A 16,255-nucleotide genomic window follows, 5' to 3' on the forward strand; every position below is an offset into this window, starting at 1 on the left:
AGCGGACCATGCAAACTCGTGACGATATTTTCAACACCCTGCGCGACGCCTTGGTGGAACTGTTTGAACTGGAACCTGCGCGCGTCACACTCGACGCCAACCTGTACCAGGACTTGGAAATCGACAGCATCGATGCCGTCGACCTGATCGACCATATCAAGCGCCAGACCGGCAAGAAAATCGCCGCCGAAGAGTTCAAAGCGGTGCGCACGGTAAGCGACGTGGTTGAGGCGGTGTACCGCCTGGTGCAACCTGCCGCATGAGCCGGCTGATCGGCCTTGGCCTGTTGCTGGCGGGGCTGCTGTACCCCTTTGCGGTGTATTACGGCACCGAACACTTTGCGCCGTGGCAATTCGGCCTGCTGCTGGGCAGCCTGTGGTTGTTGCGCGCGCTGATGGGCGCGCAACAACCCGGCAACCGCTGGATGGCCGTGGCGGCGATTGTGTTTTGCCTGGCGCTGGCCTGGTTCGACAGCCCGCACTTGCTGCGCTGGTACCCAAGCCTGGTCAGCGCGTTCATGCTGGGGCTGTTTGGCTTGAGCCTGAAATACGGCCCGCCGATGGTCGAGCGCATGGCGCGCATCAGCGAACCGCAGTTGCCGCCCAGAGCGCTGGTGTATACGCGCCAGGTCACGGTGGTGTGGAGTGTATTTTTTTTGTGTAATGGCCTGCTCGCCGCCGCCCTCACCCTGTGGGCGCCGTTGAGCTGGTGGACGTTGTACACAGGCTTTATCGCCTACGGGCTGATGGGGCTTTTGTTTGCCGTGGAATGGCTGGTACGACAAAGGGTTCGAGGCCGCGTATGGAAGGTTTAAAACTTGAGCACCTGTTGCTTGAGCCGCTGCAACAGCGTTCGGTCACCACCGAACCTGCGATGAACCACGCCCAGCTGTGGGCGCACGCCCTGAGCCTGGCGGCAGGCCTGCAAGCGCGTGGCATTCAGCGTTTGGCGGTGCACCTGGAAGACGCCGGCTTGCTGGCGATTGCCCTGTTGGGCGCCTGGCGTGCGGGTGCCTGCGTGTTGCTGCCGGCCGACCTGCAAGCGCAAACCCGCCAACGCTGGAGCGCTGACGTTGACGCTTGGCTGGTTGCAGAGGGCGACCTCGACGCGCTGTATCAAGCGCCGTTGAGCGCCGCCGCGCTCGACCTGGACACCTGCCAACTCAGCCTGTGCACGTCCGGCTCCAGTGGCGAGCCCAAGCGTATCGACAAAACCCTGCGCCAACTGGCCAACGAAGTTGCGGCGCTGGAAAGCCTGTGGGGCGCGGACCTCAAAGGCGCGTGCATCATCGGCAGCGTCGCCACGCAACATATCTACGGCTTGCTGTTTCGCGTGTTGTGGCCGCTGTGTTCAGGGCGCACTTTTGTGCGCAAACAGCTGGCCTTCCCCGAAGACCTGCAGCGCGCCAGCCGCGAGCATGCGCAATTTGCCTGGGTCGCCAGCCCGGCGCTGCTCAAGCGCATGGGCGATAACCTTGACTGGCCCGCGCTGAGCCAGGTGTGCCGGGTGTTTTCGTCCGGCGGCGCCTTGCCGATTGAGGCCGCCGCCAGCCTCTACGAGCGTTTACAGCAATGGCCGACGGAAATTCTCGGCAGTTCGGAAACCGGTGGCATCGCCTGGCGCCAGGGCGCGCAGCCGTGGCAGCCATTTGCCGACGTGCAACTGAGCCAGGATGCCGAGGGTGCGCTGCGCGTTGCCTCACCTTACTTGCCCGCCGGGCATACCGAACAGACCGCCGATGCGGCACGCCTGCATGCCGATGGCCGTTTCGAACTGCTGGGCCGCTTGGACCGCATCGTCAAACTGGAAGAAAAACGCATCTCGCTGCCCATGCTCGAACAGGCGCTGATGGCCCACGCCTGGGTCGCCGAAACCCGCTTGGGCGTGGTGCAGGAAAACCGCGCCTCCCTCGGCGCACTGGTGGTGCTCAGCGCCGAAGGTTTGCATGCGCTGCGCAATCAAGGCCGCCGCGCCGTCACCCAGGCATTGCGCCAGCACCTGAGCCAACATTGCGAAGCCCTGGCGCTGCCACGCCGCTGGCGTTTGCTGCGCCAGTTACCGCTGAATGCACAAGGCAAACTGCCGCAGGCAGATGTCGCCGCGCTGCTGATCGCCCCACGGCCGAAAACGCCACACGTGCTGGAGCAAGTCGAAGCCAACGGTGAATGGACCTTGCAACTGGCCGTCCCGCCGGACCTGGCCTATTTCAGCGGGCACTTCCCGGTAACGCCGGTGCTGCCAGGCGTGGTACAGGTGGAATGGGCCTTCAACCTCGGCCAGCAACTGCTCGACCTGCCCGGCACCTTTGCCGGCATGGAGGTGCTCAAGTTCCAGCAACTGGTGCGCCCCGGCGACCACATCGAACTGCACCTGCGCTTTGATCAGGAACGCAGCAAACTGTATTTCGCCTACCGCAACGGCGTCGCCGCCTGCTCCAGCGGCCGCATCCAACTGGTGGACGCGCATGCATAACCCCTGCGCCCTGATCCCGGTCTACAACCATGAAGCCGCCGTGCCGGCCGTCATCCACAGCCTGTTAAACAGCGGCCTGCCCTGCTTGCTGGTCGACGACGGCAGCAGCCCAACCTGCGCGGCGGTGCTGGCGCAACTGGCGAGCCTGCAAAACGTCACCTTGCTGACCTTGCCGCGCAACCAAGGCAAGGGCGGCGCGGTGATGGCCGGTTTCCGCGAGGCCGCGCGACTGGGGTTCAGCCACGCGCTGCAAGTGGACGCCGACGGCCAGCACGACCTGCGCGAAGTCGAGAGCTTCCTGGATGCCTCGCGCACTCACCCCGACGCGCTGATCTGCGGCTACCCCGAGTACGACGACAGCGTGCCCAAAGGCCGCTTGTACGCGCGCTACCTGACCCACGTGTGGGTGTGGATCAACACCTTGTCGTTGCAAATTCGCGACTCGATGTGCGGCTTTCGCGTGTACCCGCTGGCGCCCACGCTGGCACTGATGGACTCGGCCTACATCGGCACGCGGATGGATTTTGACTCCGACATTCTGGTGCGCCTGGCCTGGCGCAACCAGCCGATGCGCTGGCTGCCGACGCAGGTGCACTACCCCGCTGACGGGCTCTCGCACTTCCGTTTATTCCACGACAACGTGCGTATTTCAGCCATGCACACCCGGCTGTTTTTCGGCATGTTGCTGCGCGCGCCGATGATCCTGTGGCGACGGTGGCAGGCATGAGCGACAGCACCAGGCATTGGGCCGACCGCAAGGAGCGTGGCAGCTTCTGGCTGATGAAATTCACGGCGGTCGCCGCCAAAGTACTCGGCCGCCGCCTGTTGAGCCCGTTGCTGTACGCCATCGTGCTGTACTTCTTTGTCTTCGGCCGCAGCGCGCGCCAAAGCGCCTGGCAGTACCAACAGCGCCTGGCCGACTGGAGCGGGCGCGATGAACTGCGCCCCACGCATAAAAAAGTCTTCGGCCAGTTCATGGCCTTCGCCGAGTCCTTGCTCGACAAGCTCGACGTGTGGAACGGCAAGCTGCGCATCGAACACATCGAAATCCACGACCCGGCGCAGCTGCGCGGGCAACTGCGCGGCGGGCGCGGGCAGATGCTGGTGGGCGCGCACCTGGGCAACCTCGAAGTGTGCCGCGCGCTCGCCGAAATCGGCGAGCAAGTCACCATGAACGTGCTGGTGCACACCAAGCACGCCGAACACTTCAACCGCCTGCTGGGCGAAGCCGGCGCCACGCATTTGCGCCTGATTCAGGTCAGCGAACTGGACCCGGCCACCATGCTGCTGCTCAGCCAGCGCCTGGACGAGGGCGAGTGGCTGGCGATTGCCGGCGACCGCGTGCCGTTGCACGGCGCACGCACGGTGCGCGTGGACTTCCTCGGGCAGGCCGCCGCCTTCCCGCAAGGCCCATGGCTGCTGGCCGGCCTGCTCAAATGCCGGGTGAACCTGCTGATGTGCCTCAAACACGATAAGCGCTACCGCCTGAGCATCGAGCCGTTTGCCGACTTGATCGAGTGGAAGCGCAGCACCCGCGAGCAGGTGATTGCCGAGTGGACCGCGCGCTACGCCGCACGCCTGGGCGAGTTTTGCCTGCAAGCCCCCCAACAATGGTTCAACTTTTACCCTTTCTGGAAAACCGATGACCCCGCATCTTGAGCCGGTAACCTTTGGCGAACGCGCGTTGCGCATTGAAGACGTGCTGGCCCTGGCCAACCGTCAGGCGCCCACGCAATTGCAGGGCGATGCGGCGTATCGCCAGCGCATCGCCAAAGGCGCGCAGTTCCTCGACTCGTTGCTGAACAAGGAAGGCGTGATCTACGGCGTAACCACCGGCTACGGCGACTCGTGCGTGGTGGCGGTGCCGTTGCAGCACGTCGAGGCGTTGCCGCGTCATCTGTACACCTTCCACGGCTGCGGGCTGGGCAAGTTACTCGACGCCCAAGCCACGCGCGCGGTGCTGGCGGCGCGTTTGCAGTCGCTGTGCCACGGCGTTTCCGGGGTGCGTGTGGAACTGCTTGAGCGCCTGCACGCGTTCCTCGAACACGACGTGCTGCCGTTGATCCCGGAAGAAGGCTCGGTGGGCGCCAGCGGTGATTTGACGCCGCTGTCTTACGTGGCCGCCACCTTGTCCGGTGAACGCGACGTGCTGTTCGGCGGCGAACGCCGCAACGCCGCCGACGTGCACCGCGAGCTGGGCTGGGAGCCGCTGGTGCTGCGCCCCAAAGAAGCATTGGCATTGATGAACGGCACCGCCGTGATGACCGGGCTTGCGTGCCTGGCCTTTGCCCGCGCCGACTACCTGCTGCAACTGGCCACGCGCATCACCGCGTTGAACGTGGTGGCGTTGCAAGGCAACCCGGAACACTTCGACGAACGCCTGTTCGCCGCCAAGCCGCACCCTGGGCAGATGCAAGTTGCCGCGTGGCTGCGCAAAGACCTGGCGATTGATGCACCGACCGCGCCGCTGCATCGCCTGCAAGACCGTTATTCGCTGCGCTGCGCGCCGCATGTGCTGGGCGTGCTGGCCGACAGCCTGAACTGGCTGCGTTCGTTTATCGAAATCGAGCTGAACAGCGCGAATGACAACCCGATCATCGACGCCGAGGAAGAACGCGTGCTGCACGGCGGGCACTTTTACGGCGGGCACATCGCCTTCGCCATGGACAGCCTCAAGACCCTGGTGGCCAACGTGGCCGACCTGCTCGACCGGCAGCTCGCGCTGTTGGTAGACGTGCGTTACAACCACGGCCTGCCGAGCAACCTGTCGGGCGCCCCGGCTGACCGCGCGATGATCAACCACGGCTTCAAGGCGGTGCAGATCGGCACCAGCGCATGGACCGCCGAAGCGCTGAAAAACACCATGCCGGCCAGCGTGTTCTCGCGCTCCACCGAGTGCCATAACCAGGACAAAGTGAGCATGGGCACCATCGCCGCGCGCGATGCGATCCGCGTGCTGGAGCTGACCGAACAGGTCGCCGCCGCCACCTTGCTCGCCGCCAACCAGGGCGTTTGGCTGCGCGCCCAGGCCGACGACGCGCGCGCCCTGCCACCGGCGTTGGCCGCCATGCACGAGGAATTGGCCAAAGACTTTGCGCCGGTCATCGAAGACCGCGCGCTGGAAGGCGAACTGCGCCTGTGCCTGAAACGCATTGCCGAGCAACACTGGAGGCTGCATGCGTAGCCCCGGTGTGTTGCATTGCGACACTGAAATCCTCGTGCCGTTTTTCGACGTCGACAGCATGAATGTGGTGTGGCACGGGCATTACGTGAAGTACCTTGAAGTGGCGCGTTGCGCGCTGCTGGACAAGATCGGGCATAACTACACGGCGATGCTGGCGTCGGGCTACGCCTGGCCGGTGATCGATATGCAGCTGCGTTATGTGCGTGGCGCGGTGTTCGGCCAGACCATTAACGTGCGCGCCAGCCTGGTCGAGTGGGAGAATCGTTTGAAGGTCAATTACCTGATTACCGACCTCGCCAGCGGCGAGCGTTTGACCCGCGCCAGCACGGTGCAAGTAGCGGTGAAAATTGCCAGCCACGAGATGCAAATGGCATCGCCCACAGTATTCACGAACGCCGTCGAAAGGGCTTTGAAATGAGATCCACTGTGGGAGCGGGCTTGCTCGCGATGGTCGTTAACGATAACGCTGGTCCGCTGACACTACGCGGCGCCCTCAGGTTCTTCGCGAGCAAGCCCGCTCCCACCTTGATCGGGTTGTTGCTGAGCTTCAGCGCGCATGCTTTTGACGTGCAGCAGTTGAGTGATCAGTTGGCAAAACCGTCGGTGATTCACGGCAGTTTCATCCAGGAAAAACACCTGCGTGCCCTGCCCCAACCCTTGGTCAGCAAAGGCACCTTCGTACTCGCCAAAGACCACGGTTTGCTGTGGCGGCTGAAAACGCCGTTGCAACAGGACTACCGCATCAGCGCCCAAGGCATCGCCCGGCGTGACGCCAATGGCTGGCAATTGCTGCCGAACAAGAGCGCCGGCGCCGAGCAAAATCGCTTGTTCCTCGCTGTGCTGCAGGGCGACAGCAGTGGCTTGCAGCGCGATTTCGAATTGCAGCTGCAAGGCGAAGCCAACCAATGGACGCTCACGCTGATTCCGCGCTCGTTGCTGCTAAAACAAGTGTTCAGCCAAATCAACATCGACGGCGGCGCGCTGGTGCAAAAAGTCGAACTGCTGGAAACCCAGGGCGACAGCACCGTGCTGCGCATGCAGGACAGCACCGCCGACCAACCGTTAAGCGACGCGGAGCACCATGACTTTGCTCAGTGAGCGCCTGCTGCCGCGCCTGTTCCTGATGCTGCTGGTGGCCGTGCTGGCCCTAGCTGGTTGGCAGTGGCGCCATGGCGCGCCGTTGTCGGCCAACCTGATGGAACTGGTGCCAGGCAACACGCCGGATGCGCTGGAGCAGCAAGCCGAACAGCGCATGCAGGAGCCGTTGAACCGCGAGATGCTGGTACTCGTGGGGCATGCCGAGCGCCAGCAAGCCGTGGCGGTGGCGCAACAATTGGGCGAACGCTGGCAGGCCAGCGGGTTGTTTGAAAAGGTCCAGTGGAACCTGCAAGCCGACTTGCCGGCGCTGCGTGAGCAACTGCTGCGCGGGCGGTTGGCGATGCTTTCAGCCAAGGACCGCGAGCAACTGATCGAGCAGCCCGAGGCGTTTATTCAACAGCGTGTGCAGGCGCTGTTCGACCCCTTTACCGGGTTCAGCCTGGTGCCAAGCCAGGACGACTGGCTGGGCCTTACCGGGCGCATCCAGAACAGCCAGCCGCAGCATGGCTCGGTGCAGTTGGACATCGGCAGCGGCGCACTGATAGCCGAGGCCGACGGCAAGAGCTGGGTGATGCTGCGTGCGCGCACCACTGGCAATGCCTTCGACATGAAACTGCCGGTGCAAGTGGCCGACTTGCTTCAGGCCTGCCGTGCGCAAGCCAGCGAACACGGCGCGCAATTGCTCGCCGCCAGCGGTTTGCTCTACGCGGCCAATGGGCAGCAACAGGCCAGCCGCGAGATCACTTGGGTCGGCGGCGGCGCAACGTTGGGCATTCTGTTACTGCTGTTGCTGGCGTTTCGTCGCTGGCGCGTGCTGCTGGCCTTTGTGCCGGTGCTGGTGGGCATGCTGTTTGGCGCGGTGGCGTGTGTGGCGCTGTTCGGCCATATGCACGTGATGACCCTGGTGCTGGGTTCCAGCCTGATCGGCGTGGCGGTGGATTACCCGCTGCACTACCTGTCGAAAAGCTGGAGCCTGCAGCCATGGCGCAGTTGGCCGGCGTTGCGCCTCACGCTGCCGGGCCTGAGCCTGAGCCTGGCGACCAGTTGCATCGGCTACCTGGCGCTGGCCTGGACGCCTTTTCCGGCCTTGACGCAAATCGCGGTGTTCTCCGCCGCAGGTCTGCTCGGCGCTTACTTGTCTGCCGTGTGCCTGTTGCCCGCGCTGCTCAAGGGCGTGGAACTGCGCCCCGCGCAATGGCCGCTGCGCATCGCCGAATGCCTGTGGCAGCTGCGTGCCGGGTTGATCAAACGCGTGCCAAGCGCGGTGCTGCTGGTGTGGGTGCTGCTGTTTTGCGCCGGTGGCCTGTGGCAGTTGAACAGCAAAAACGACATTCGCCAATGGATCGGCGCGCCGCCGCAGTTACTGCAAGAGGCGCAAGCCGTGGCGCGCATTACCGGCTTCCAGCCCACCAGCCAATTCTTTTTGGTGCGCGCGGACAATCAACAACAGTTGCTGGAACGCCAGGCTGCGCTGGGCCAGCGCCTGGACCAACTGGTCAACATGAACAAGCTGCAGGGCTATTTGGCGCTGAACCAACTGGTCGGTTTGCCCGCCGAGCAACAACAACTGCGCGATGCATTGAGCAGGCTGGCGCCATTCTGGCAGCCGCTGGTCGACCTCGGCGTGCCCGCCAGCGCCTTGCAGGCCGAAGTCGCGCAACTGCAAGCGCTGCCCACCGAAGACATCGACGCCGCGCTGGTCGGCCCATTGGCCGAACCCTGGCGCACGCTGTGGCTGGGCCAAGTGGACGGCGGCGTGGCGGCGATGGTCAGCCTGCAAGGCTTGAACAGCCCGGCGTTGCTGCGGGTGCAGGCGCTGGATTTACCCGGCGTGCAGTTGGTGGATCGCCTCGGCGATTTGAACCGGGTGTTCGCCGACACGCAGATCAGCGCGGCTGAATTGAAGTTGATGTCGTGCGTGCTGATCGTGCTGTTGCTGATACTGCCGTTTGGCGTTGGCGGTGCCTTGCGCATCGTCGCCCTGCCGCTGCTCGCGGCACTCTGCAGCTTGGCCAGCCTGGGTTGGCTGGACCAGCCGCTGACCCTGTTCAGCTTGTTCGGCCTGCTGTTGGTCACGGCGATCAGTGTCGACTACGCGATTTTGATGCGCGAGCAAATCGGCGGCCCTGCCGTGAGTCTTTTAGGTACGCTGTTGGCGGCGCTGACGACCTGGTTGTCGTTTGGGCTGCTGGCGGTGTCGAGTACACCGGCCGTGAGCAATTTCGGCCTGTCGGTCAGCCTGGGCCTGGCGTTCAGCTTTATGCTGGCGCCTTGGGCCGGCCATCAGAAGCACGCCTTATGAATGTGAATATCGCCAAAGTGGCAAGGAGCCTTCGTGCCCACAGTTGAAATGGAACGTCGCCAGGTGGTGGTGATCGGTGCAGGGCCATCCGGCGCTATCGCCGCCGCGCTGCTAAAGCGCAACGGGCATGATGTATTGATCATCGAGCGTGAGCATTTCCCTCGCTTCTCGATTGGCGAGAGCCTGCTGTCGCACTGCATCGACTTTATCGAAGAAGCCGGCATGCTCGACGCCGTGCAGGCGGCGGGTTTTCAGGTAAAAACCGGCGCCGCGTTCGCGTGGGGCGAGCGTTACAGCGCGTTTGATTTTGGTGACACGTTCAGCAACGGCAAGCCCATCACCTACCAGGTAGAGCGCGGCGCGTTCGACAAGTTGCTGGCCGATCAGGCGGCGCTGCAAGGCGTGGACATTCGCTACGGTGAAAGCGTTGTCGGCGTCGACATGGCAGGCAAGTGCCGCTACTTGCACGTGCGCCGCGAAAACGGCAGCGAGTACCACCTCAAAGCGACGTTCGTGCTCGACGCCAGCGGCTACGGCCGCGTGCTCCCGCGCTTGCTGGACCTGGAAGCACCGTCGAATTTCCCGGTGCGCCAAGCGGTGTTTACCCACGTTGAAGACCGTATCGAACACCCAGGCTTCGACCGCAGCAAGATCCTCATCACCACGCACCCGACCCATCGCGACATCTGGTTTTGGACCATCCCGTTCAGCAACGGCCGTTGCTCGGTGGGCGTGGTCGCCGCCAAGCAGCATTTCGAAGGCCGCGACGGTGACCTCGACGCCTGCCTGCGCGGTTTTATCGCCGAAACCCCAAGCCTTGCGCGCGTGTTGCAACACGCCGTGTGGGATACGCCGGCGCGCACGCTCAGCGGCTACTCGGCCAACGTCAAAACCTTGCACGGCCCAGGCTTTGCGCTGCTGGGCAATGCGGCGGAATTTCTCGACCCGGTATTTTCCTCCGGCGTGACCATCGCCATGCGTTCGGCGAGCATGGCCGCAGGCCTGCTGCATCGACAACTCACGGGCGACACGGTGGACTGGCAGCGCGAGTTCGCCGAGCCGTTGAAGCGCGGTGTCGACACCTTCCGCTGCTACGTCGAAGGCTGGTACGCGGGGACGTTTCAGGATGTGATTTTTCACCCTGGCAGCTCCAACGACATTCGCCGGATGATCAGCGCAATTCTCGCAGGCTATGCGTGGGATGAGCGCAACCCGTTTGTCAGCGAACCCAAGCGGCGCTTGCGGGTGTTGTCGGAGATTTGTGCAGGGGATGCCGCGTGAGCAGCCAATACCTGAGCAAAAACTACGTGGAAGAAACCCGCTTCGGCCTGTGGTTCCTGCGTAGCCACACCTGGCAGCACCGTGTGTTGCGCGTGGCGATCAATGACCTGCAGGGTTTGTTCAGCGAGCCGTTGCCCGTGGCGCCGGTGTTGCTCGACGCCGGTTGCGGTCAGGGCAAATCGTTCAAGCTGTTGCAGCAAGTGTTCGCCCCGCAGCGCCTGATTGGCCTGGATGCCGACCCTCACAGCCTGGCACTGAGCAAGGCCGAAGCCGCGCGCCAAGGCTTGGCCGTCGAGCTGGTCGGCAGCGACTGTGCGACCCTGGAGGTGCCGGACGCGAGCGTCGACATTTTGTTCTGCCATCAGACCTTCCACCATCTGGTGGAGCAGCATCGCGCACTTCAGGAGTTTTACCGGGTGCTCAAGCCGGGCGGCTACTTGTTGTTTGCCGAGTCCACCGAAGCGTATATCGATACGTGGGTGATTCGCTGGCTGTTCCGCCACCCGATGCACGTACAAAAAAGCGCCGAAGAATACTTGGACATGCTGCGCGAGCAGGGCTTTGAATTCGGCCCGCAAAACGTCTCGTACCCGTATTTGTGGTGGAGCCGCGCCGGTGACTTCGGCCTGCTCGAACGATTGGGCCTGCGCAAGCCGCCGCCGGTGGGCCAGCGTGAAGAAACCCTGGTGAACTGCGTGGCGCGTAAACCTTTAACGAGCGCCGCTACATGATCCGCCTGTTCTTGATGGGCTGCCTGTTGCTGCTGAGCGCCTGCGCCAGCCAGCCACCGCTGCCCGAGAAAAACCCGGCGCTGGCCTTGCCGATGCAATTGCATGTGCAGCGCAAGGAAGGCGTGCAAAGCCAGGATTGGCTGCTGGTGATTCAGCGCGAAGGCACCGCCCTTCGCTGGTCGATGATGGACCCGCTGGGCATTCCTCTGGCCCGGCAAAAGCTGATCAATGGCCAGTGGCAGGCCGATGGCTTGCTGCCGCCGAATCCACAAGCGCGCGAGCTGTTTGCCGCCTTGCTGTTTGCCTTGACCTCGGCGGATGAGCTGCGCGCGCTTTACCCGAGCGCACAGGCGATGGACCTCACGCGCACGTTGCCGGGGCATTGGCAAATTGTGTATCAGTCGTCGGAGGTGTTCAGCGTGAACATCAGCGGTCAGCCGTTGAGCTACCGCGTCACGCCGCTGGGGGCTGAGCGATGACGGCCTACCTGAATGCGCTCGGCGTGATCTGCGCCCTCGGCCGTGGCCAGGCCGAGGTCAGCCGCAGCCTGTTCGCCGGTGACTGTTCGGGCATGCGCGCCGAGAGCGGCTGGGTGCCTGAGCGCGTGGTGCCGGTGGCCGGCGTGCACGGCGCACTGGCGAGCCTGCCGGTGCAACTGAACCAGCACAGCAGCCGCAACAACCAGTTGCTGCTGGAAGCGGCGCTGCAGATCGACGATGAGATCCGCCAGGCGATCCACACCTATGGCGCCTCCCGCGTTGCCGTTGTGTTGGGCACCAGCACCTCGGGCATCGACGAAGCCAGCCGTGGCATCGCGCGTTACCTGCGCGACCAGCAGTTCCCCGGCGACTATGACTACCAGCAACAGGAACTCAGCGCTCCGGCGAATTTTCTCGCCGAGTGGCTGCAATTGAGCGGCCCGGCTTACGTTATTTCCACCGCCTGCACCTCCAGCGCCCGCGCGTTGATGAGTGCCCAGCGCCTGCTCGACCTTGGCGTGTGCGACGCGGTGATCTGCGGCGGTGTCGACAGCCTGTGCAAACTGACGCTCAACGGTTTTGCCGCGCTGGAAGCGGTGTCGAATCAACGCTGCAACCCGTTCTCGGTGAACCGCAATGGCATCAACATCGGCGAAGCGGCCGTGCTGTTCGTGATGAGCCGGCAAACCGCACCTATCGCATTGCTGGGCAGCGGCGCGAGCTGCGACGCGCACCATATTTCGGCGCCCGAACCCACCGGCAAAGGTGCGTTGCTGGCGATGCGCAAGGCCTTGGCCAGCGCCAAACGGCTGCCCGAGCAAATCGGTTACCTGAACCTGCACGGCACCGCGACCCACCACAACGACGCGATGGAAAGCCTGGCCGTGGCCAGCGTGTTCGCCAACGGCGTGGCGTGCTCATCGACCAAGCCCATGAGCGGCCACACCCTCGGCGCAGCGGGCGCATTGGAAGCCGCGTTCTGCTGGCTGAGCCTGACCCACGGCGTTATCCCGCCGCACGTGTGGGACGGCCAGGCCGACCCGGCGCTGCCGGGGTTGCAGTGGGCGCACGCCGGCGACACTTTGAAAAAACGCTGCCTGATGAGCAACTCGTTTGCCTTCGGCGGCAACAACGTCAGCCTGATTATTGCGGAGGCCCCATGATCAATTGGCCACTCGCCGAACTGCTGCCCCACGCGGGCGACATGATCCTGATCGACCAGGTGCTGTCGTTCGATGAAGAGCAGGTTCACACCCGCGCCACCGTCACGCCCGGTGGCCTGTTCAACCGGCCCGACGGCAGCCTGCCCGCCTGGGTCGGTATCGAGCTGATGGCGCAGAGCGTCGCCGCGTATGCCGGATGCCACGCGCGCCAAAAAGGCCAAGCGGTGGAACTCGGTTTTCTGCTGGGCACACGCAATTTTGTGTGCAACGTTGCGCACTTCCCCGCAGGCGCCGAGCTGCGTATCCACGGCCTGCGCTCGCTGGAGGACGACAACGGCATGGGTGTGTTCGAATGCCACCTCACCGGCGTGGGTATCCAGGCCAGCGCGCGCTTGAACGTATTTCGACCGCCGCAGGCGGCCAATTATTTAGCTGAATTGAAGGACCAAACGCCATGACTGAATCCGTACTGGTCACCGGCTCCAGCCGTGGTATCGGCCGCGCCATTGCCCTGCGCCTGGCCCAGGCCGGGCATGACATCGTGCTGCATTGCCGCAGTGGCCGGGTTGAAGCCGACACGGTGCAGGCCGAGGTCGAGGCCTTGGGCCGCAAGGCGCGCGTGCTGCAATTTGATGTGGCAGACCGCGCCAGTTGCAAAGCCATCCTGGAAGCAGACGTGGAACAGCATGGCGCCTATTACGGCGTGGTCCTGAACGCTGGCCTGACCCGCGACGGCGCGTTCCCGGCCTTGTCGGAAGACGATTGGGACGTGGTGATGCGCACCAACCTCGACGGTTTCTACAACGTGCTGCACCCGGTGATGATGCCGATGATTCGTCGGCGCGCCGCTGGCCGTATCGTCTGCATTACCTCGGTGTCCGGGTTGATCGGCAACCGTGGCCAGGTCAATTACAGCGCCTCGAAAGCCGGCCTGATCGGCGCGGCCAAGGCGCTGGCCATCGAGCTGGGCAAGCGCAAGATCACCGTCAACTGCGTCGCTCCCGGCTTGATCGACACCGCAATGCTGGATGAAAACGTGCCGGTGGAAGAACTGATGAAGATGATCCCCGCGCAACGCATGGGCACCCCGGAAGAAGTCGCGGGCGCGGTGAATTTTCTGATGTCGGCCGAAGCCAGCTACATCACGCGCCAGGTGTTGGCCGTGAATGGAGGCCTGTGCTGATGAAGCGCGTTGTAGTCACCGGCATGGCCGGCATGACCTCGTTGGGCAGCGATTGGGAGACCATCGCCGCCAACTTTCGCGCCAACCGCAGCGGCATTCGGCGCATGGACGAGTGGGACCGCTTCATCGAATTGAACACACGCCTGGCCGGGCCAATCGACGACTTTGTGGTGCCCGCGCACTGGACCCGCAAGCAACTGCGCAGCATGGGCCGCGTTTCACGCCTGGCGGTGTGGGCGGCGGAGCAAGCGTTGCAGGATGCCGGGTTGCTCGGCGATGAATCGATCAAGGACGGGCGCATGGGCGTGGCCTGCGGCTCGTCCACCGGCAGCACCGACGAGATCAAGGCGTTCGGCAATATGCTGCTGAACTCGGTGGCCGAGGGGCTGAATGCCAATTCCTACGTGCGCATGATGCCGCATACCACGGCGGCGAATATCAGCATCTTTTTCGGCCTCACCGGGCGGCTGATTCCCACGTCCAGCGCCTGCACCAGCGGCAGCCAGGGCATTGGTTATGCCTACGAGGCGATCAAATTTGGCCGTTTACCGTTGATGCTCGCAGGCGGCGCCGAAGAGCTGTGCCCCACCGAAGCCATGGTGTTCGATGCGCTGTACGCCACCAGCCTGAAAAACGATGCGCCGCAAACCAGCCCGCGCCCTTACGACAGCGGCCGTGACGGCTTGGTGATCGGCGAAGGCGGCGGCATGCTGGTGCTCGAAGAACTCGAACACGCGTTGGCCCGCGGTGCGCACATCCACGCCGAACTGGTGGGTTTCGGCAGCAACGCGGACGGCCAGCACACCACGCGCCCGGAACAGAAAACCATGCGCCGCGCGATGGAGCTAGCGCTGGAAGACGCCGGGCTTGAACCCGGCGCCATCGGCTACGTCAACGGCCATGGCACCGCCACCGATCAAGGTGACATCGCCGAGACGCTGGCCACCCACAGCCTGTTCGGCAGCCGCATGCCGATCAGCTCGCAAAAAAGTTTCCTCGGCCACACCCTGGGCGCCTGTGGCGCGCTGGAGTCGTGGTTCAGCATCGAAATGATGAACCGCGACCAGTACGTGCACACCTTCAACCTCGACTCCGTCGACCCGCATTGCGGCGAGCTGGATTACCTGCAAGGCGGGTTTCGCGAGATGCACCACGACTACGTGATGAACAACAACTTTGCCTTTGGCGGCGTCAACACCTCGCTGATCTTCCGGCGCTGGCGCTGAGGTATTAACCGACGGGCTACGCCATCAGCTACCGCGACAGCCTGACCGCACTGCGCAGCAATGGCACGAATGAGTGGGTTGAGCGAACAGGCACCGCGAAGCAAAACTGAGGATCGCAGTGAGTCGGAAAACAGACCGCCTGCAATCGGTGGCAAAGCGCCGCTTATTTTTTCTACATACACAATAAACTGTGGCGAGCGGGCTTGCTAGCTCGCCACAGAAGCACGCCTGATCGCCGGGCTTTACTGAGTGGCTTTGCGCGTCAACAGGTCCACAAACGCGTTGGCCATCGGCGTTTGCGCGCCTTTGCGCTGCACCAGCCATACCGACGTTACCGCCTCCTGGTCGAGCAAAGTGCGATACACCACGCCATCAATGCGTATGCGCTGATAAGACGCCGGCAACACCGACACGCCCAAACCCGCTGCCACCAGCCCGATAATCGTCATGGCCTCGCCGGCTTCCTGGGCGAAGTGCGGGCTGAAGCCAGCGTCGCGTGCCAGGTTGATCAGCTGCGCGTACAGGCCGCTGCCGTAGCTGCGCGGGAAAAATACAAACGGCTCCTCAGCCAGTTGCGCCAGGTGCAAGCCGCGCTCACCGCCCGCCACCAAGGGGTGACCGGCGCTGAGTACCGCGACCAAAGGTTCGCGCATCAGCTCAACCACGCTCAGCGAATCCGGCAATGGCAGCGGGCGCATCAAGCCGACTTGAATCGACTCATCCACCAGCGACTCGGCGACTTCCGTGCTGCTCATCTCCTGCAGGTTCAGGTGCACCGCCGGGAACGCCTGGCGAAACGCGAAGATCGCCTGCGGAATGCTCGCGTTGAACGGCGCCGACGAGGTGAAGCCGATCTTCAATTCGCCCAGTTCGCCCAACTGCGCGCGACGCGCCACGTCCGCCGCTTTATCGACTTGAGCCAGCACCAGCCGTGCCTCTTGCAGGAACAGTCGCCCGGCTTCGCTCAGTTCAACCCGACGATTGGTGCGCTCAAATAACCGCGCACCCACTTCCCGTTCCAGCGCTTGAATCTGCTGGCTCAACGGCGGTTGCGAGATGCCCAGCACCTGCGCGGCGCGACCGAAATGCAGTTCTTCGGCGACGGCAATGAAGTACCGCAGGTGACGTAATTCCAT

General features: G+C 63.7%; 17 protein-coding genes. 16 read left to right on the top strand and 1 reads right to left on the bottom strand.

All coding sequences use genetic code 11. From position 1 onward, the window contains the following. Window positions 1–8 precede the first annotated feature (8 nt). The 16 genes from ACOZK9_RS17065 to ACOZK9_RS17140 are packed head-to-tail and all read left to right on the top strand — an operon-like array spanning window position 9 to window position 15,119. Window positions 9–263 carry an acyl carrier protein gene (locus tag ACOZK9_RS17065; protein ID WP_058411798.1) on the top strand — a complete coding sequence of 85 codons (255 nt, stop codon included), beginning with the start codon at window positions 9–11 and terminating at the stop codon, window positions 261–263. Further along, a complete protein-coding gene (locus ACOZK9_RS17070; RefSeq protein WP_122251942.1) occupies window positions 260–814 on the top strand; it encodes a COG4648 family protein in 555 nt (184 codons plus the stop codon). The genes ACOZK9_RS17065 and ACOZK9_RS17070 overlap by 4 nt, the downstream gene beginning before the upstream one ends. Further along, on the top strand, window positions 802–2,472 hold the full coding sequence (locus ACOZK9_RS17075; RefSeq protein WP_152747492.1) for an acyl-CoA synthetase family protein: 1,671 nt from the start codon (window positions 802–804) through the stop codon (window positions 2,470–2,472). Before ACOZK9_RS17070 ends, ACOZK9_RS17075 begins: the two co-directional genes overlap by 13 nt. Continuing rightward, on the top strand, window positions 2,465–3,199 hold the full coding sequence (locus ACOZK9_RS17080; protein ID WP_122251944.1) for a glycosyltransferase family 2 protein: 735 nt from the start codon (window positions 2,465–2,467) through the stop codon (window positions 3,197–3,199). Before ACOZK9_RS17075 ends, ACOZK9_RS17080 begins: the two co-directional genes overlap by 8 nt. Continuing rightward, window positions 3,196–4,131: an LpxL/LpxP family acyltransferase gene (locus ACOZK9_RS17085; protein WP_058411802.1), complete on the top strand. Its 936-nt coding sequence runs from the start codon at window positions 3,196–3,198 to the stop codon at window positions 4,129–4,131. Before ACOZK9_RS17080 ends, ACOZK9_RS17085 begins: the two co-directional genes overlap by 4 nt. Continuing rightward, on the top strand, window positions 4,115–5,656 hold the full coding sequence (locus tag ACOZK9_RS17090) for an HAL/PAL/TAL family ammonia-lyase (RefSeq protein WP_421556244.1): 1,542 nt from the start codon (window positions 4,115–4,117) through the stop codon (window positions 5,654–5,656). The genes ACOZK9_RS17085 and ACOZK9_RS17090 overlap by 17 nt, the downstream gene beginning before the upstream one ends. Then, the gene (locus ACOZK9_RS17095) at window positions 5,649–6,074 is read left to right on the top strand and encodes an acyl-CoA thioesterase (RefSeq protein ID WP_421556245.1); all 426 of its coding nucleotides are present in this window, start codon (window positions 5,649–5,651) and stop codon (window positions 6,072–6,074) included. The genes ACOZK9_RS17090 and ACOZK9_RS17095 overlap by 8 nt, the downstream gene beginning before the upstream one ends. 29 nt (window positions 6,075–6,103) lie before the next feature. Further along, a complete protein-coding gene (locus ACOZK9_RS17100) occupies window positions 6,104–6,754 on the top strand; it encodes an outer membrane lipoprotein carrier protein LolA (RefSeq protein WP_421556261.1) in 651 nt (216 codons plus the stop codon). Further along, entirely contained in the window at window positions 6,738–9,056 is a 2,319-nt protein-coding gene (locus tag ACOZK9_RS17105) for an MMPL family transporter (protein WP_421556246.1), read from the top strand. Before ACOZK9_RS17100 ends, ACOZK9_RS17105 begins: the two co-directional genes overlap by 17 nt. Window positions 9,057–9,089: 33 nt before the next feature. Next, window positions 9,090–10,337, top strand: coding sequence for an NAD(P)/FAD-dependent oxidoreductase (locus tag ACOZK9_RS17110; RefSeq protein WP_235592386.1), 1,248 nt, complete (start codon window positions 9,090–9,092; stop codon window positions 10,335–10,337). Continuing rightward, window positions 10,334–11,068, top strand: a complete 735-nt coding sequence (locus ACOZK9_RS17115; RefSeq protein ID WP_058411808.1) for a class I SAM-dependent methyltransferase — start codon at window positions 10,334–10,336, stop codon at window positions 11,066–11,068. The genes ACOZK9_RS17110 and ACOZK9_RS17115 overlap by 4 nt, the downstream gene beginning before the upstream one ends. Continuing rightward, window positions 11,065–11,547, top strand: coding sequence for a hypothetical protein (locus ACOZK9_RS17120; RefSeq protein ID WP_421556247.1), 483 nt, complete (start codon window positions 11,065–11,067; stop codon window positions 11,545–11,547). Before ACOZK9_RS17115 ends, ACOZK9_RS17120 begins: the two co-directional genes overlap by 4 nt. Then, a complete protein-coding gene (locus ACOZK9_RS17125; protein ID WP_122251951.1) occupies window positions 11,544–12,710 on the top strand; it encodes a beta-ketoacyl-[acyl-carrier-protein] synthase family protein in 1,167 nt (388 codons plus the stop codon). The genes ACOZK9_RS17120 and ACOZK9_RS17125 overlap by 4 nt, the downstream gene beginning before the upstream one ends. Further along, on the top strand, window positions 12,707–13,168 hold the full coding sequence (locus ACOZK9_RS17130) for a hotdog family protein (protein WP_421556248.1): 462 nt from the start codon (window positions 12,707–12,709) through the stop codon (window positions 13,166–13,168). The genes ACOZK9_RS17125 and ACOZK9_RS17130 overlap by 4 nt, the downstream gene beginning before the upstream one ends. Further along, the gene (gene fabG, locus ACOZK9_RS17135; RefSeq protein ID WP_058411812.1) at window positions 13,165–13,893 is read left to right on the top strand and encodes a 3-oxoacyl-ACP reductase FabG; all 729 of its coding nucleotides are present in this window, start codon (window positions 13,165–13,167) and stop codon (window positions 13,891–13,893) included. The genes ACOZK9_RS17130 and fabG overlap by 4 nt, the downstream gene beginning before the upstream one ends. Further along, window positions 13,893–15,119: a beta-ketoacyl-ACP synthase gene (locus ACOZK9_RS17140; RefSeq protein ID WP_058411813.1), complete on the top strand. Its 1,227-nt coding sequence runs from the start codon at window positions 13,893–13,895 to the stop codon at window positions 15,117–15,119. Before fabG ends, ACOZK9_RS17140 begins: the two co-directional genes overlap by 1 nt. 242 nt (window positions 15,120–15,361) lie before the next feature. Here ACOZK9_RS17140 and ACOZK9_RS17145 read toward each other — a convergent pair whose 3' ends face one another. Further along, complete coding sequence (locus ACOZK9_RS17145; protein WP_421556249.1) at window positions 15,362–16,255, bottom strand: LysR family transcriptional regulator; 894 nt, start codon at window positions 16,253–16,255, stop codon at window positions 15,362–15,364.

The organism is Pseudomonas kitaguniensis (genome assembly GCF_049199985.1).
Classification (GTDB): domain Bacteria; phylum Pseudomonadota; class Gammaproteobacteria; order Pseudomonadales; family Pseudomonadaceae; genus Aquipseudomonas; species Aquipseudomonas kitaguniensis.

Bases quoted from the DNA above. Each gene is read 5' to 3' on its own strand.
- ACOZK9_RS17095 (WP_421556245.1), top strand. From the start codon at position 5,649: ATGCGTAGCCCCGGTGTGTTGCATTGCGACACTGAAATCCTCGTGCCG.
- ACOZK9_RS17100 (WP_421556261.1), top strand. From the start codon at position 6,104: ATGGTCGTTAACGATAACGCTGGTCCGCTGACACTACGCGGCGCCCTC.
- ACOZK9_RS17120 (WP_421556247.1), top strand. From the start codon at position 11,065: ATGATCCGCCTGTTCTTGATGGGCTGCCTGTTGCTGCTGAGCGCCTGC.
- ACOZK9_RS17125 (WP_122251951.1), top strand. From the start codon at position 11,544: ATGACGGCCTACCTGAATGCGCTCGGCGTGATCTGCGCCCTCGGCCGT.
- fabG (WP_058411812.1), top strand. From the start codon at position 13,165: ATGACTGAATCCGTACTGGTCACCGGCTCCAGCCGTGGTATCGGCCGC.
- ACOZK9_RS17145 (WP_421556249.1), bottom strand. From the start codon at position 16,255: ATGGAATTACGTCACCTGCGGTACTTCATTGCCGTCGCCGAAGAACTG.
- ACOZK9_RS17105 (WP_421556246.1), top strand. From the start codon at position 6,738: ATGACTTTGCTCAGTGAGCGCCTGCTGCCGCGCCTGTTCCTGATGCTG.
- ACOZK9_RS17140 (WP_058411813.1), top strand. From the start codon at position 13,893: ATGAAGCGCGTTGTAGTCACCGGCATGGCCGGCATGACCTCGTTGGGC.
- ACOZK9_RS17080 (WP_122251944.1), top strand. From the start codon at position 2,465: ATGCATAACCCCTGCGCCCTGATCCCGGTCTACAACCATGAAGCCGCC.
- ACOZK9_RS17075 (WP_152747492.1), top strand. From the start codon at position 802: ATGGAAGGTTTAAAACTTGAGCACCTGTTGCTTGAGCCGCTGCAACAG.
- ACOZK9_RS17085 (WP_058411802.1), top strand. From the start codon at position 3,196: ATGAGCGACAGCACCAGGCATTGGGCCGACCGCAAGGAGCGTGGCAGC.
- ACOZK9_RS17065 (WP_058411798.1), top strand. From the start codon at position 9: ATGCAAACTCGTGACGATATTTTCAACACCCTGCGCGACGCCTTGGTG.
- ACOZK9_RS17130 (WP_421556248.1), top strand. From the start codon at position 12,707: ATGATCAATTGGCCACTCGCCGAACTGCTGCCCCACGCGGGCGACATG.
- ACOZK9_RS17090 (WP_421556244.1), top strand. From the start codon at position 4,115: ATGACCCCGCATCTTGAGCCGGTAACCTTTGGCGAACGCGCGTTGCGC.
- ACOZK9_RS17070 (WP_122251942.1), top strand. From the start codon at position 260: ATGAGCCGGCTGATCGGCCTTGGCCTGTTGCTGGCGGGGCTGCTGTAC.